This is a genomic window from Dyella japonica DSM 16301 (genome assembly GCF_001010355.1).
Classification (GTDB): Bacteria; Pseudomonadota; Gammaproteobacteria; order Xanthomonadales; family Rhodanobacteraceae; genus Dyella; species Dyella japonica.
On the sequence record NZ_JPLA01000013.1, the window covers coordinates 133,137 to 148,379 of the forward strand.

Genomic DNA, 15,243 nt, shown 5'->3' on the forward strand with positions numbered 1-15,243 from the left:
CTCGGTCCAGCTCACCAGCGTAGGCGTGCCCGCGCACGTGAGGCCCGCTCGCCCAGGTGGACGCCGGTCCACGCCACGCCGAACGCCAGCGGCAACACCGCCAGACGCAGTGCGGGCGATACCAGTCCGCTTCCGGCAAGCAGCACGCACGCCAGCACCAGCAGCAGATCCGCCCCCAGGCGCCTGCGCCGGCAATCGGCAACCTTCCTGAGGTAAATGGCCATGGCCTCGTCAAACGCCGCCCGTTCCCCCAGCGAGGTGACACTGCGTTCACGCGTGGCCATCATGCGCATTCGATTTCCCCCAGCCTGGCGCCAACGTGGCGCGTGAAGGCATGGTAGCGGCAGGGAAGGTGATGACCGTATCAAGAAATCGTGTGAATGGAATTGAGCTCCCGGCACTCCACAAAGACTGCATTGACAGCACCTGGCGTATAGGCAAAATCGCCGGATCAACGTTATGAAACGGTGACGCTGCCGGCACGCCGGCAGCGCGCCTTCGTCGCGTGGCGGGGGAAACGGCGATGGTGTCCCAAGGGGTTTCGATGGTATCGGTAACCATGCGCTCACGCATGCGGCGGGGCATCGTTGGCGGCTTCGCGCTGCTGGGCGTGGCCTGCGTGTTGATCGTGTTTGCCGTGGCCTCGAGTTTTCGGGCCGAACGGTGGGTGGAGCATTCGCTGGAGTTGCAGCAGAGTACCTGGGAGCTTTTCAGTCTCGTGCAGGACGCTGAAACGGGACAGCGCGGTTATCTGCTCACGGGCGATCGCTCCTACCTCCAGCCTTTCCTTGAGGCCAAGGCGCAGCTGCCGGAGCGTGAGGACCAGCTGCGCCGCATGGTGGCGCTGAGCCCCGAGCGGGCCGCCCAGCAGAATCAGCTGTTCGATCTCATCACCGCGAAGATGGATGAGCTTGGCCGCACCGTGCAATTGCGCGACAACGGCCAGCTGGATGAAGCCGGGGCGCTGGTCAAGGGCGACACCGGTCGCCAGTTGATGGTGCAGATACGCAGCGTCGTCACCGGCATGGACCGGGGCGAGCAGGCGGTGCTGCGCAAACGCACCTCCGCCATGGATACGCAGCGCCTGCTGCTGATGATCGCCATCGTGCTGGCGATCGGCCTGGCCTGCGCGCTGGCCTATATGGTGATACGCGAAGGCCGGCAGCACGCCCATGCGCTGCGTCGATCCGTGCACGCCCTGGAGCAGGAAATCCAGCAGCGCGAGGATGTCGAGGCGCAGCTGCGCCAGGCGCAGAAAATGGAAGCGATCGGCCAGCTCACCGGCGGCGTCGCCCATGACTTCAACAATATGCTGGCCATCATCATCGGCAATCTCGAATTGCTGATACGGCGGCTGCCGGCCGAGGATGCCCGGCTGCAGGGGCCGGCCAACAGCGCGCTCAATGGCGCGATGATGGCGGGCGAGCTGACCAAGCAGCTGCTTGCCTTCTCCCGCCAGCAGGCGCTGCAGCCCAAGCCCACCGACATCAACCAGTGCATCCGCGACATGTCCGCGCTGCTGCGCCGGTCGCTGGGCGAAAACATCCAGATCGAAACCGTGCAGGCCGGTGGCCTGTGGCCGGCGTTCGTGGATCGCGCGCAGCTGGAAAGCGCCATCGTCAATCTGGCGGTCAACAGCCGCGACGCCATGGGCGGCTCGGGCAAGCTCACCATCGAGACGGCAAATACCGTGCTCGATCGCACCTACGCCAAGCAGCACCTTGAAGTGACCGCCGGCCAGTACGTGATGGTGGCGGTCACCGACACTGGTGGCGGCATGAGCGCGGAGGTCATGCAGAAGGCCTTCGACCCGTTCTTCAGCACCAAGGAGCTGGGCAAGGGCACCGGCCTTGGCCTGAGCCAGGTGCATGGCTTCGTCAAGCAGTCGCACGGGCACATCAAGATCTACAGCGAGATCGGCGTCGGCACGACGGTGAAGATCTATCTGCCGCGCGATTTCTCCGAGGCGCTGGACGAGACCGTCGCACCTCATCGCGAGGAGGCCATGCTGTCGCAGCACAAGGTGCTGGTGGTCGAGGATGATCAGGATGTGCGCCTGTTCGTGGTCAATGCGCTGCGCGAGATCGGCTATATCGCGCTGGAGGCCGGCGGCGCCGAGGCGGCGCTGGTGCTGCTCGATGAGCATCCCGACATCAGCGTGCTGCTGACCGACGTGGTGATGCCCGTCACCAACGGCCGCCAGCTGGCGAGCAAGGCCCGGCAGCGCTATCCCGAGCTGATCGTGGTGTTCATGACCGGCTATACGCGCAACGCGATCGTCCACAACGGCATCCTCGATCCCGGCGTGCGGCTGATCAGCAAGCCGTTCACCATGGTGGAGCTCGCGCGCGAGATGCTGGCGGCGATCAAGGACGGCAGCAGCGAGCACGCCTGACGGGCGAACTCCCGCGCGGTGATTTCACGCGTGGCTCACCGCGGGCTCACGCGACAGGGCTTTTGCTCAGGCTTCGTCCTTCGAGGAGTCCTGCCATGGCCCGCCCCATCTGGACTGGAACGCTGTCGTTCGGCCTGTTGAACGTGCCGGTATCGGTGATGCCGGCGGAGCGGCGCGTCGACCTGCATTTTCGCATGCTCGACAGCCGCAGCAACACGCCCATCCGCTACGAGCGCGTCAACGCCGATACCGGCGAGGAAGTGCCGTGGAAGGACATCGTCAAGGCCTACGAATACAAAAAAGGCAGCTACGTGGTGCTGCGGCCGGAGGATATCAAATCCGCCTCGCCGGAAGGCCGCGAGGCGGTGGAAGTGGAGGCCTTTGTGGATGCGGCGGCGGTGGGGCCCGAGTACTACGAGAAGCCCTATGTGCTGGTGCCCGGCAAGAAAGCCGAAAAGGGTTACGTGCTGCTGCGTGAAACGCTGCGGCGCACCGGCAAGATCGGCATCGCACGCGTGGTGATCCGTACACGCGGCTATCTCTCCGCCGTGATCCCCAAGGACGACAGCCTGCTGCTGGTGCTGCTGCGCTATCCGCAGGAGCTGGTGGACGTGGACGATTACGCGCTGCCCTCGGGCAAGACGGCCAGTTATCGCATCACCGCCAAGGAACTGCAGATGGCCGAACAACTGGTCGATTCCATGTCGGGAAAGTGGGAGCCGGGTGACTTCCGGGATGAATTCCGCGACCGCCTGCACAAGGTGATTGAGAAACGCATGAAGTCCAAGGGCGTGGTGACGCCGGTGGAAGACGAGGCGGCAGCGCCGGAAAACGCCAGCACCAACGTGGTGGATTTCATGTCACTGCTGCAGAAGAGCCTGGCCAGCAAGAAACGCACGCCGGCCAAGAAGGCGGCTACACGCGGCAAGGCCAAGGAGGCCACCGCGCCCCGCAAGCGAGTGGCCAAGAAGACAGCCAAGAAAGCGCCCGCCCGCAAGCGCGCGGCACGATCGACGGCCTGAGCCTGCAGGCCGATTCATCCACTCACGAGGATTTGGGTTTCTGTCGAGGGTTGTTTTGCGGCTCGTGCGGCGTGTTCTCGTCGGGCATGCTCTTGCCCTTGGACGGCGTGGGTTGCGGTTCGGGATAGCCCGACGTGCCCGGCGGTTGATGATGCGGGTCCTGCTCTTTCTTGCGCGTGCTCATGGCCGAGGCCTCTGCATGGAATGCCTCGAGGCTGTCGCCTGGCGCTTCAAGGCGGCGTCGCGTCCACGTTAGTGCGGCGTTGCTGATTCAGCGTGACGCTCAGTCGCCCTTGCGGGTCCTGAATGCCAGGCTGATGCGCGGACCCAGCGGATGGGTCTGCTTGGGAATGCCGTGGTCGTAATGCAACTGGGTTTCCCAGCTCATCAGCAACAGGCTGCCGGCCGCCAGATCCAGGTCCAAACGCCGGGGCGGCGCATGCTTCTTGCTGCGGATATGCATGCGGCGCGTCTCGCCGAGTGAGATCAGCGCGATCGGATGCCCTTCCTGCAAATCGCCCAGGCGATCGTTGTGCATGGCGACGCTGTCGTGTTCATCGCGATAGAGATTGAGGCCGATGCTGTTGAAGTGTTCGCCGGTGCTGGCGCAAACCTGCTCCAGTGCGCTGCGCAAGGGTTCCGGCAGATCGGCGTCCTCGGCGGCGAAATGCGCGGTCAGACGCGGCACGTCGAGCTCACGTTCGTACATCATGCGACGCTGTTGCCGCCAGATCGGACTGTCCAGCAACTGTGCATGCCATTGCGACGCCTGCTCGGCGGGGATGAGGTTTTCCTCATAGACGATCCGTCCGCTGGCGTCGTCCAGCAGGATCAGGGGGCCTTGGGCAAACAGCGAAAATTGCGTCACGGGTGGGCAGGGCGTAGGGCTTGGGATCGGCCTGAAGATGGGGGCGATCAGGCTGAAATCGAGAGGGCCGTCCGGCCCTCAAAAGGCTCCGTCTTCCGTGGGTGGCTTGGTCTGCTGGCTCGGCCATGCGCCGCCTTCGTCCGGGTCGTCGGTATCGAGGAAGGCTTCGGGCAGGTCGAAGGCGTCGACTTGCGCGGCGTATTTCTGCAGCAGGGACTGTGCGCCGGTCGCGGCGTGCAGCGTGGCGAGCTCCTGCGCATAGGCAATCGGGAAAATGCATGGCAGGCGCAGCGTGCGCTGCCGGCCACAGGCGAGGATGCGGTCCGGTTTGGCGGCGTGCGCGGCGAGCATTTTTTCCATATGGCCGACGCGGATCGAGGCCTGGTTGGCCAGCAGCACCATCAACGCACGCAGCGGCTGTGCGCTGGCCAGCAACGCTTTCACGCCCTCGGCCAGCGAGCTGCCTGCGCCATCGGCCGATGCCGGGTTTTCGACCGGGACGATATCCAGATTGTTGAGGCAGTCGATCACGCCGTCGCCTTGCGCACCAACCACGACCACCACGGGCTGCAGGCGCGCGGCCAGCGCATCGCGCGCGACGCGCCGCACGGTGGGCTCGCCATCGATGGCGATCACCTGCCTGAGTGCAGCAAGTCGGCTGGCGCTGTCGGCTGCCAGGATGATGCCGCCCACGCGCAGCTGGCGATGGTTCATGGCGCTGTTCATGTGCAGAGTCAGCGACGGATCGTGTGGAGATTGTGTCAACGCCGCAGTGACCTGGTCGACGACCGATGCCGCGGCGTGTACGAATCAGACGCGTCGATGGGGCCATGCGCCGTTCAATGTCATAGACTGGGCGTGAACCCACTACGCAGGTATATCGATGGCTATTGATCTAAAGAACCTTACGCCCAAAGAACTGCAGGCTCTCATTGCCAACGCGAGCGCCCATATGCAGGAGGCACGGGTGGCCCACGTGCGGGCCATCAAGGAAAAGATCGATGCCCTGTTGAGCCATGCGGGCCTGAGCCTGGACGATATCTATCCCTCGCGCGGCAAGAAGGTCGCGGGCAAGAAGGGCAAGACCGGCTCGGTGGCGCCGAAGTATCGCGACCCGTCCGATCCGTCGGTAACCTGGTCCGGACGCGGACGCCAGCCGATCTGGTTCGTGCAGGCGCTCAAGCGTCGCGGCGTGACGGAAGCGGATCTGCTGATCGACGGTGGCGCCGCCAAGGCCGCCCAGCCCAAACGCGCGAAGGCCGCGAAAAAGACCGCGAAAAAGGCGGTCAAGCGCGCGGTGCGCAAGACGGCTGGCCGGAAGAAAGCCTAAGACGGACTGAACGCGTTGCGGTGGTCGTCGGCCTGACGGCCACCGCCGCGCGATGCCTGCTCAGGTCAGCATGACCGCGAGCGCAAACGTGATGGCCCAGAGCGCGAGCTGCAGGGCCAGCGTGGGCAGGATCTGCCGGACGCGTCGACTTCCGGGCGCGGCAAACCAGAACATGATGGGAATCTGCCCGAACATCAGCAGCTGGGCGATGTGATCGGCCAGGTCGTTGACGTGGTGCGCGTGCAGGCCGTACCTCAGCAGCTCGGACGCGATCATCAGCAAGACCGCGAGCGACATCAGCAGCGGCACGGCGCCATCCCATGCGCGCAACGGCTCAATGGCTGTGTGTTTGCTGGCCATGGCAAGACTCTCTAAGCCGATACGACGCGACCATGCCCGCCCCATGTGGCAGGCGCATGACCGAGCAAGGGCGCGCCGCGCGCCAGCCCATGCGGGTTCTCCTCGAATACGGAACTTTCGCTCCGGTGGGCGTAAGCTCCGGCAACTGCGGGCACCGTCGACGCGCGCCAGAACCCGCCCGACGCGCGTCCAGGCGGCCCCACCGGACCAGGCTCATGCACCTTGGGCGACCGCTTTCGGTTTCCCGCCACGACAGGGGCATAGACGCCTGACGCATCGAAAGAACGTGTAGTGGGTTCATCCTCCCAAGGAGAGAGCGCATGTCAACCGAAGCAAAGTGCCCCTTCATCCATGCCGCCGGTGGCGGTACGACGAACCGGGACTGGTGGCCCAAGCAATTGCGAGTGGACTTGCTTGCACAGCACTCGAGCAAATCCAATCCGCTCGATCAAGGCTTCAATTACGCCGAGGCATTCAAGAAGCTCGACCTGCCCGCGGTGAAGAAGGACCTGACCGCACTGATGACCGATTCGCAGGACTGGTGGCCCGCCGACTTCGGCCACTACGGCCCGCTGTTCATCCGCATGGCCTGGCATAGCGCCGGCACCTACCGCATCGGCGATGGCCGCGGCGGTGGCGGGCGCGGACAGCAACGTTTTGCGCCACTCAATAGCTGGCCCGACAACGTGAGCCTGGACAAGGCACGCCGCCTGTTGTGGCCGATCAAGCAGAAGTACGGCCAGAGCATTTCCTGGGCGGATCTGATGATCCTCGCCGGCAACGTCGCGCTGGAGTCGATGGGCTTCAAGACTTTCGGTTTCGCCGGCGGACGCGAGGACACCTGGGAACCCGACCAGGACGTCTACTGGGGCAATGAGAAGACCTGGCTGGGCGGCGACATCCGCTACGGCAAGGGCACGCCCGGCAACGAGAAGGAAGGCGTGCTGGTGGCCGAGCCGGAATTGCATGGCAGCGAGACCAGCCGCACCGACGGCGGACGCAATCTCGAAAACCCGCTGGCCGCCGTGCAGATGGGCCTGATCTATGTGAATCCGGAAGGCCCGGACGGCAATCCCGATCCGGCCGCTGCCGGTCACGACATCCGCGATACGTTCGGCCGCATGGCGATGAACGACGAGGAGACGGTGGCGCTGATCGCGGGTGGCCACACCTTCGGCAAGACGCATGGTGCCGGTCCCGCCGATCATGTGGGCCCCGAACCCGAGGGCGCCGATCTGGAGCATATGGGCCTGGGTTGGGTCAGCACGTTCGGCAGCGGCAAGGGTGCCGACACCATCACCAGCGGCCTGGAAGTGACCTGGACCAGCACGCCCACGCGCTGGAGCAACAACTTCTTCTGGAACCTGTTCGGTTTCGAATGGGAGCTCACCAAGAGCCCGGCCGGCGCCAACCAGTGGCAGCCGAAGAATGGTGCCGGCGCCGGCACCGTGCCGCATGCGCACGACAAGGACAAACGCATCGCGCCATCGATGCTCACCACCGACATCGCGCTGCGCGTGGATCCGGCGTACGAGAAAATCTCGCGGCGCTTCATGGAGAATCCGGACCAGTTCGCCGACGCGTTCGCCCGCGCCTGGTTCAAGCTCACCCATCGCGACATGGGGCCGCGCGCCCGTTATCTCGGGCCCGAAGTGCCCAAGGAAGAACTGATCTGGCAGGATCCGATTCCCGCCGTCGACCATCCGTTGGTGGACGAGAAGGACATCGCGTCGCTCAAGCAGAAGCTGCAGTCGTCCGGACTTTCCGTCGCGCAGCTGGTACAGACGGCGTGGGCTTCGGCATCGACGTTCCGCGGTTCGGACAAGCGTGGCGGCGCCAATGGCGCACGCATTCGCCTCGCGCCGCAGAAGGACTGGCCGGTCAACCAGCCCGAAGAATTGGCCAAGGTGCTGAAGGTGCTGGAAGGCATCCGCGACGACTTCAACAAGAGCCAGTCTGGCGGCAAGAAGATCTCGCTGGCCGACCTGATCGTACTCGCCGGCAGCGCCGGCATCGAACAGGCGGCGAAAAACGCGGGACATCCGCTCAACGTGCCGTTCTCGCCAGGCCGCATGGACGCGACGCAGGAACAGACCGAAGTCGAGTCGGTGGCCATGCTCGAGCCCGTGGCCGATGGCTTCCGCAACTTCCTCAAGGGCAAGTACAGCATCCCGGCCGAGCAGCTGCTGATCGACAAGGCCCAGCTGCTGACGCTGACCGCGCCGGAGATGACCGCTTTGATCGGTGGTTTGCGCGTACTCAACGTGCACACCGGCAAGGACGCCCATGGCGTACTCACCGACCAGCCCGAAACGCTCAGCAACGACTACTTCCGCAACCTGCTCGACATGGGCGTGGAATGGTCGTCGACCTCGCACGATGTGTTCGAGGGGCGCGAGCGCAAGAGCGGCAAGGTGAAGTGGAAGGCCAGTCGCGTCGATCTGATCTTCGGCGCGCATGCCCAGCTGCGTGCGCTGTCGGAAGTCTATGCGGCACAGGACGGCAAGGAGAAGTTCCTGCGCGACTTCGTGGCGGCCTGGGTCAAGGTGATGAACCTGGACCGTTTCGATCTCGCTGCCTGATCGATGCCGCGCCACGCCGGGTGTTCCCCGGCGTGGCGTTGGCTTATGGCGCAGCAGGCGCCGGCGGTGTCGCTGCGGCCACCGGTGGTATCAAGCGACCCCGGGCAAGCAGGTTCAGTGTCGCCACGGACATCACCAGGATGATCAGGTTCGCGATGACGAACAGATAGGGTGCGAGCAGCGCGAGCGGCCCGGTTTCCCCGCGTTCGATCAGGCGCAGCGGCGCGGCCGCAAGGGCCGTGACGCCGAAGGTGAAGGCCCAGTAGCCGGCCGAAAACGGCTGCGCGCGGATCCACGGCAGCAGGCGGAGCAGGATCAGGGCTTGCAGCAAGCCATAGCCGAGCATCGCATGCACGAACAGGTCCGGCGGGCCGCTGCTCAGGCTCAGATACGCGATGGCGCCCACGGTCGGCGGCGCCAGCTGGATGCCCAAGGTGGGACGAATCGGCAGCGGTAATGCATCGGCGGTGTAGAGCCGGTGGATCAGCACCGATTCGATCGCCAGCCAGGAAAACAGGCCCGCACCGAAGGCAAGCTCACCCCATTGTGGATAGCCCAGGGTGGACGCGATCGCCGCGGTGACGAAGGAGCCTGCCACCGTGGGCAGATAGAGCACGGCTGTGGTGTGGCTCGTGTCGCGTCCGCCTTGCCAGAGTCCGCCGGTACGCCATGCGGCGAATGCGATCGTATAGACCACGCCCAGCACGAACAGGCCAAGCGCGAAGCCGCGCGAATAGGGCAGGGCAGCGCCCGCCACCAGCATACCGGTGACTCCGATCAGGCCGACGAAACAGCATTGGATGGGGTGGCCCAACTCGCCCTTGGCGTGCTGGCTGGCGTAAATCCATTTGGCCACATAGAAGGCCACCAGGGTGATCCATACCAGGGCGGCCAGTAGCAGCAGCGACTCGCCAACCACGGCCGGCAACTGCCATACCCGATGGGCGACGCGCCAGGCATTACCCAGTCCGGCCAGGCCAAGCACGATGCCGAAGAAGCTTGCGGGAACCAGCGGGAGCTGCAGACGTGTCATGTCGGGGCGCTCGTTGGATGGGCTTGCAGGATAGCGCTGCGCGCGTCGAGCGAAACGCCCGACTGCTCCGCCCTTAACTTGTATATGACACTAATCATATAACAATCTGGATACCAGAAACTCGATTACGGACCCACCATGCTCACCGCCGACCCCGTCGTTATCGTCGCCGCCGCCCGTACGCCGCTGGGGCGTTTCCAGGGAGCTTTATCCGGTCTTGCCGGTCATGCGCTGGGCAGCATCGCCATGCGCGCCGCCATCTCCCGTTCGGGCGTTGCGCCAGACATCATTGACGAAGTGCTGATGGGTTGCGTGCTGCCGGCCGGGCAGCGGCAGGCGCCGGCGCGCCAGGCAGCCTGGGGTGCGGGCCTGCCGCGCGAGGTAGGCGCCACCACCATCAACAAGGTCTGCGGCTCGGGCATGAAGGCGGCCATGCTGGCGCACGACCTGCTCGCTGCCGGCTCGGCGCGGGTGGTCATGGCCGGCGGCATGGAGTCGATGACGAACGCGCCCTACCTGCTGTCCAAGGCCAGGGGCGGCTATCGCGTCGGTCACGAGCAGATCTTCGACCACATGATGCTCGATGGTCTGGAGGACGCCTATGAGCAGGGCCGTCCGATGGGCGACTTCGGCGAAATGGCCGCCGAGCGCTACGGCTTCGATCGCGCCGCCCAGGATGCCTGGGCCATCGAGACCCTGCAGCGCGCGCAGGCCGCGGCACGCGAGCAGGCCTTTGCCGATGAAATCGCGCCGATCGAACTGCACGACCGCACGGGTACCAGCGTGTTCCAGGACGACGAACACCCACAGCGTGTCTCCGTCGAAAAGATTCCCGCCTTGAAGCCCGCCTTTCGGGAAAACGGCAGCATCACCGCCGCCAGTGCCTCGGCCAATGCCGATGGCGCGGCCGCCTTGCTGATGACGCGGCGTTCGATCGCCGAGCAGCAGGGTTGGCCCGTGCTGGCCATCGTGAAAGGCCACGCCACGCATTCGCACGAGCCCGCGTGGTACACCACCGCGCCGGTGCCGGCGATCCGCAAGTTGCTGGCGAGCCTGGACTGGTCGATCGACAGCGTGGACCTGTTCGAAATCAACGAAGCCTTTGCCGTGGTGCCGATGATTGCCGCCAAGGAGCTGGGCATCCCGCGCGACAAGATCAATGTCCACGGTGGCGCGTGTGCCCTGGGCCACCCGATTGGCGCCACCGGGGCGCGTTTGCTGGTGACCCTGGTGCACGCGTTGCGGCGCGCGAAGCTGCAGCGAGGGGTGGCCGCGCTCTGCATCGGCGGCGGGGAAGCCACGGCGGTGGCGCTGGAGCTGCCCGTCTGAGGCGCGTGCAGGCCGAGCGCTGGCGCGGCGTCGCGGGCGAGATGAAAACTCTTTCATCTCGAACCGTGACACGAGCGGATTGCCCCATGTTGGAGCAAGATGGCAACCTTCCCGCGCACAACGGGTACTAACCGCGGACGCTTGCGGCTTACCCGGCCAGGCTTCCCTCTCCACCACAAGGGCTCCACGCCATGAAACACGTTCTTGTCCGTTCGCTCGCCATCACCGCCCTGACCCTGGCGACGTCAGCCTTTGCAGCCGCCGGCCAGGGCGACACCGCGCCCAGCTTCAACGCTCCGGCCAGCAAGGCGGGCAAGACCATCTCCTTCTCGCTGGCCGACGCCCTGAAGACGGGTCCGGTGGTCGTCTACTTCTTCCCCTCGGCCTATACCGGCGGCTGCGATATCGAGGCGCATGAGTTTGCGCAGGAGACGGAGAAGTTCAAGGCCGCCGGTGCCACCGTGATCGGCGTCTCCGAGGACAGCATCCAGCGCCTCAATACCTTCTCCTCCGATCCCAACTACTGCGCCGGCAAGTTTGCGGTGGCTTCCGATCCCGACGGCAAGATCGCCCAGTCCTATGGCCTGAAGGTCTCCGCCGCCGATCCCAAGGCGGTCGACGTGCGCGGCGTGGCCATCGATCACGGCTTCATCGAACGCACCACCTTCGTGATCGGAAGCGACGGCAAGATCGCTGCCGTGCTTTCCTCGGAAACCGACCACCTGCATCCCAAGGATCACGTGAGCAAGTCGCTCAGCGTGGTCGAGCAGATGAAGAGCCCGAAGGCGCCGTAATCGCGACGGGTGCGCGGCGGCTGCCGCGCACCTCGCCCCGTAGGGTTTCAACCGGCCACGGCCGCAGGCGGGAAGGCGAGCCGCTTTTCCGGTGGCGCAAGCTGGCAGCGCGCGGCCATGGTCACCAGTTCGGCCAGCGAGCCTGCTTGCATCTTGCGCATCGCCTGGCCCCGATGGGCTTTCACGGTGATCTCGCTGATGCCCAGTTCCCAGGCGACCTGCTTGTTGAGCAGGCCCGCCACCACCAGCGCCATCACCTCGCGCTCGCGCCGGCTCAGTGAGGCGTAGCGATCTTCGAGCTCGCGTTGTTGGGCGGCCTGCTCAAGCGCATGCTGGCTACGCTCGATGGCGTTGGGTATCGCGCGCAAGAGCACGCCGTGGTCGAACGGCTTGGTGAGGAATTCGATCGCGCCAGCCTTCATGGCCTGGACCGTGGTGGGGACGTCGCCATGGCCGGTGATGAAGATGATAGGCAGATGACCGCATTCGACGGCTATGCGTTTCTGCAGGTCCAGTCCGCTGAGCCCTGGCAGCGCGAGATCCAGGACCAGGCAGCCGGGCAACAGCACCGGTGGGCGATTCAGGAAGTCCGCGGCCGTAGCAAACGTCTCCACCTGCCAACCCTCGAAGCGGATCAGCGCATCGAGTGATTCACGTACCGAAAGATCGTCGTCCACGATGTAGACGGTGGGCGCAGCGGGCGTGTCGCTGCCGGGTTTGGCTTGATGGTCCAACTCATTCAACCAACGCATGACGGTCTCCACGCAGAGGGCACCTTCGGTGTCCGCTTCATTGAAAGGCGGTGTTGAGTGCGGCAAGCAGCACCGACTCGCTGAATGGCTTGAACAGGCAATCGACCGCGCCGCGCTTGAGCGCCAGCGCCCGTATGGTTTCGTCGCGGCTGGCGGTGATGAAGACGATGGGGATATCGCGTCCGCTTTGGGCCAGCACCTGCTGCAATTCCAGTCCCGACATGCCCGGCATGGCCATGTCCAGAATCAGGCACCGCGCGGCGCCGATGCAGTCCGAATTGAGGAAGGCCTCCGCCGATGGGAAGGCCCGCACCGAGTAGCCAAATTCCATCAGCAGGTCGGGCAACGATTCGCGCACGGATTCGTCGTCGTCCACCACGGTGACCAGGGGGCCTGCGGTCACAGCGGCCCCGTGCTGCGCGTCGTGCTGGTGGCTGCGGCCTGTGTGGCGGGCTCGTCTTTGCTGGCGCGCGGAATGGAAAACCAGAAGCTCACGCCCGGCCCGTCGTTGGGCACGGCCCATAGCCGCCCCCGGTGGCGCTCGATGATGGACTGGCTGATCGATAGCCCGATGCCCATGCCGCCATCCTTGGTCGTATAGAACGTGTCGAACAGTTTGCTCACGCCCTTGGGGCCGAAACCTACCCCCGAGTCGCGCACCGTCAGGCGTACGCGATCGCCGGTGTCGCGCTCCGTGCGGATCACCACTTGCCGGGGACGATCGTCGACCTCGCGCATGGCTTCGGTGGCGTTCATCAGCAAATTGAGGATCACCTGCTGGAGTTGCACGCGGTCGCCCATCACCAGCGGCATGTCATCGAGCAGCTCGGCCTTCAACATCACGCGGCTGCTCTTGAGCGTGCTCTGCGACAGCGCAATGACCTCGCGGGTGGCGTCGTTCAAATTCACCCACTCGGACACCGTGGCCTTGTTGCTGAAGAGGGCGCGCACGCGCGTCATCACATCGGCCGCGCGATGGCCGTCGCGGATGGTTCGCCTGGCGGTGTCGATGGCCCCTTCGATGCACGGCGGATCGGCCGCCAGTTGCCGCAGGCAGGTGCTCGCGTTGGTGATGACGCCGGATAAGGGCTGGTTGACCTCGTGCGCGATCGATGCGGTGAGCACGCCCAGGCTGTTGATCTTGGCCATGCTCGCCAGCTCGGCGCGTAGGACACCGAGGGTTTCTTCCGAATTGCGGCGCTGGGTGACGTCCTGCACGGCGCCGAGATACTCCCGCCCATAACGGCCTCGCGTGCTGTGGGAAACGATGTGCACGTGCTTGATCGAGCCATTGGGCATCAGCAGGCGCATTTCGTAATCGTGGTCGTTGCCCGCGGTGCGCGCGTCGATCCGCTTCTCGGTAAGCAGCGGCAGGTCGTCGGGGTGAACGCGATCGGTGATCCGCTCCAGCGTGACGGCGCTGCCCTGGGCAAAACCGAAGATGCGATAGAGCTCTTCGGAGAAAACGATCTCGTCGCTGTCCAGGCACCACGAAAAACTGCCGGTAAGGCTGATGCGTTGTCCATCGGCAAGAAACGCCTCGCTGCGGCGCAGCTTTTCGTCGGCGCGCTTGCGATCGTCGATGTCGATGCTGATGCCATACCAGCGGACGATGCCGCCGTACTCGTTGCGCAGCGGATTGACGCGGAACAGGAACCAGCGGTATTCGCCGTCGCAGCGTCGCAGGCGGGTTTCGATCTCGCCGGGTTCGTGCGAGGCCAGGATAAGGCGCCAGGAGACCGTGAGATTGTCCACATCGTCCGGATGCACGGCCACCATCCAGCCCCAGCCCAGCGCCTGCTCCGCACTCAGTCCGACATAGTCGAGATAATGCTGGTTGAAGAACTCCGCCGATCCGTCGGTGCGCGCCGACCACACCAGCGCAGGAATGGTGTGGATGGTGGCGTGCAGGTTGCGTTCGGCGGTGCGCAGGGCTTCCTCGGGCCGACGCTGATCGTCGATATCGATCAGCAGATGCAGCCAGCAGGCGATCTCGCCATGCCCATCGCGCCACGGCATGCCGATAACGTTGAACCACCGATAGACGCCGTCGGAGCGCCGGTGGCGACTCTGTACGTTGTAGGTGGAGCCGCTCTCGTATGCCTTGGACTGCGCACCGAGGATGTACGGCAGATCGTCGGGATGGACGACATCGGACGGCTTGAGGCTTTTGAGTTGCGCGAAAGTCTTGCCGAAGTACTGGCGCGTGGGCTGGTTGATGCGCAGCAACTTGCCGGATCGGGTCGTGACGGCTGCCGGTACCGGCATGCTGTCCAGCGTGGCGCGCAAATCCGGCAAGCCTGCTGGCGCGGCCAGTTCGGCGCGTTTGCGCTCGTCGATGTCGGTGGTGATGCCGCACCATTGCTCCACCAGGCCGGACGCGTCGGTCAGCGGGCCCATCCGCAGCAGAAACCAGCGATAGTTTCCCTCGCAATGCCGCATTCGCACTTCGAGCTCCCCCTGGGCTCCGGTAGCCACCATGGCATCCCAGTTAGCAAGCAGCGCCGAAAGATCGTCAGGATGTATCGCCATTTGCCAGCCCTGGCCCAAGGCCTCATCGAAACCCAGTCCCGTGTACTCGCACCAGCTTGGATTGACGAAGTCCGCGCATCCGTCGGCAAGCGCCGTCCACGCAGGGACAGGGAGCGCGTCGAAGATGCGGTTCCACTCGTGTTGCACGACGGTCTTCCTCGACGTTTTATGCGCCACAGTTCCGAGCGTCGTCCATGGTACTTTGGTGTCGACGAGCGGCCGGACGCGTCGCGGCCTGTGCGCATG

15 protein-coding genes are annotated in these 15,243 nt (G+C 65.0%); 6 read left to right on the top strand and 9 right to left on the bottom strand.

Translation table 11 applies throughout. The annotated features are described in order from the left end of the window. Positions 1-11: 11 nt before the first annotated feature. Complete coding sequence (locus Y882_RS05500) at positions 12-287, bottom strand: hypothetical protein (protein WP_156171326.1); 276 nt, start codon at positions 285-287, stop codon at positions 12-14. 272 nt (positions 288-559) lie between these two features. Between Y882_RS05500 and Y882_RS05505 the strand changes: the two genes are divergently transcribed. Further along, positions 560-2,395, top strand: coding sequence for a CHASE3 domain-containing protein (locus Y882_RS05505; protein WP_162207394.1), 1,836 nt, complete (start codon positions 560-562; stop codon positions 2,393-2,395). 95 nt (positions 2,396-2,490) lie between these two features. After that, positions 2,491-3,417, top strand: coding sequence for a non-homologous end joining protein Ku (ku, locus tag Y882_RS05510; RefSeq protein WP_046970878.1), 927 nt, complete (start codon positions 2,491-2,493; stop codon positions 3,415-3,417). Between the two features lie 22 nt (positions 3,418-3,439). On the opposite strand, the gene Y882_RS19915 is transcribed toward ku, so the two are convergent. The 3 genes from Y882_RS19915 to Y882_RS05520 form a co-directional block, all read right to left on the bottom strand. Continuing rightward, complete coding sequence (locus Y882_RS19915) at positions 3,440-3,601, bottom strand: hypothetical protein (RefSeq protein ID WP_156171327.1); 162 nt, start codon at positions 3,599-3,601, stop codon at positions 3,440-3,442. Positions 3,602-3,700: 99 nt separating this feature from the next. After that, on the bottom strand, positions 3,701-4,285 hold the full coding sequence (locus Y882_RS05515) for an alpha-ketoglutarate-dependent dioxygenase AlkB (RefSeq protein ID WP_244466241.1): 585 nt from the start codon (positions 4,283-4,285) through the stop codon (positions 3,701-3,703). 78 nt (positions 4,286-4,363) lie between these two features. Then, positions 4,364-4,999: a nucleotidyltransferase family protein gene (locus tag Y882_RS05520; RefSeq protein ID WP_046970880.1), complete on the bottom strand. Its 636-nt coding sequence runs from the start codon at positions 4,997-4,999 to the stop codon at positions 4,364-4,366. A 169-nt stretch (positions 5,000-5,168) separates the two neighbouring features. On the opposite strand from Y882_RS05520, the gene Y882_RS05525 reads away from it, so the two are divergent. Further along, a complete protein-coding gene (locus tag Y882_RS05525) occupies positions 5,169-5,615 on the top strand; it encodes an H-NS histone family protein (protein ID WP_046970881.1) in 447 nt (148 codons plus the stop codon). Between the two features lie 60 nt (positions 5,616-5,675). On the opposite strand, the gene Y882_RS05530 is transcribed toward Y882_RS05525, so the two are convergent. After that, positions 5,676-5,975 carry a hypothetical protein gene (locus tag Y882_RS05530; protein WP_046970882.1) on the bottom strand — a complete coding sequence of 100 codons (300 nt, stop codon included), beginning with the start codon at positions 5,973-5,975 and terminating at the stop codon, positions 5,676-5,678. A gap of 320 nt (positions 5,976-6,295) precedes the next feature. Here Y882_RS05530 and katG point away from each other — a divergent pair, with 320 nt between their 5' ends. After that, positions 6,296-8,557 (top strand): catalase/peroxidase HPI, encoded by a 2,262-nt coding sequence (katG, locus tag Y882_RS05535; protein WP_046970883.1) that lies wholly within the window; start codon positions 6,296-6,298, stop codon positions 8,555-8,557. A 43-nt stretch (positions 8,558-8,600) separates the two neighbouring features. On the opposite strand, the gene tehA is transcribed toward katG, so the two are convergent. After that, a complete protein-coding gene (gene tehA / locus Y882_RS05540) occupies positions 8,601-9,590 on the bottom strand; it encodes a dicarboxylate transporter/tellurite-resistance protein TehA (protein ID WP_046970884.1) in 990 nt (329 codons plus the stop codon). Between the two features lie 138 nt (positions 9,591-9,728). Between tehA and Y882_RS05545 the strand changes: the two genes are divergently transcribed. Both Y882_RS05545 and Y882_RS05550 read left to right on the top strand, forming a co-directional pair. Further along, positions 9,729-10,919 carry an acetyl-CoA C-acyltransferase gene (locus Y882_RS05545; protein ID WP_046970885.1) on the top strand — a complete coding sequence of 397 codons (1,191 nt, stop codon included), beginning with the start codon at positions 9,729-9,731 and terminating at the stop codon, positions 10,917-10,919. 191 nt (positions 10,920-11,110) lie between these two features. After that, a complete protein-coding gene (locus Y882_RS05550; RefSeq protein ID WP_046970886.1) occupies positions 11,111-11,713 on the top strand; it encodes a peroxiredoxin in 603 nt (200 codons plus the stop codon). Positions 11,714-11,760: 47 nt separating this feature from the next. On the opposite strand, the gene Y882_RS05555 is transcribed toward Y882_RS05550, so the two are convergent. The 3 genes from Y882_RS05555 to Y882_RS05565 are packed head-to-tail and all read right to left on the bottom strand — an operon-like array spanning position 11,761 to position 15,144. Continuing rightward, positions 11,761-12,465 (bottom strand): response regulator transcription factor, encoded by a 705-nt coding sequence (locus Y882_RS05555; protein WP_046970887.1) that lies wholly within the window; start codon positions 12,463-12,465, stop codon positions 11,761-11,763. A gap of 37 nt (positions 12,466-12,502) precedes the next feature. After that, positions 12,503-12,868 carry a response regulator transcription factor gene (locus tag Y882_RS05560; RefSeq protein ID WP_046970888.1) on the bottom strand — a complete coding sequence of 122 codons (366 nt, stop codon included), beginning with the start codon at positions 12,866-12,868 and terminating at the stop codon, positions 12,503-12,505. Then, a complete protein-coding gene (locus tag Y882_RS05565) occupies positions 12,865-15,144 on the bottom strand; it encodes a PAS domain-containing sensor histidine kinase (RefSeq protein ID WP_211259122.1) in 2,280 nt (759 codons plus the stop codon). Before Y882_RS05565 ends, Y882_RS05560 begins: the two co-directional genes overlap by 4 nt. Between the last annotated feature and the right edge of the window lie 99 nt (positions 15,145-15,243).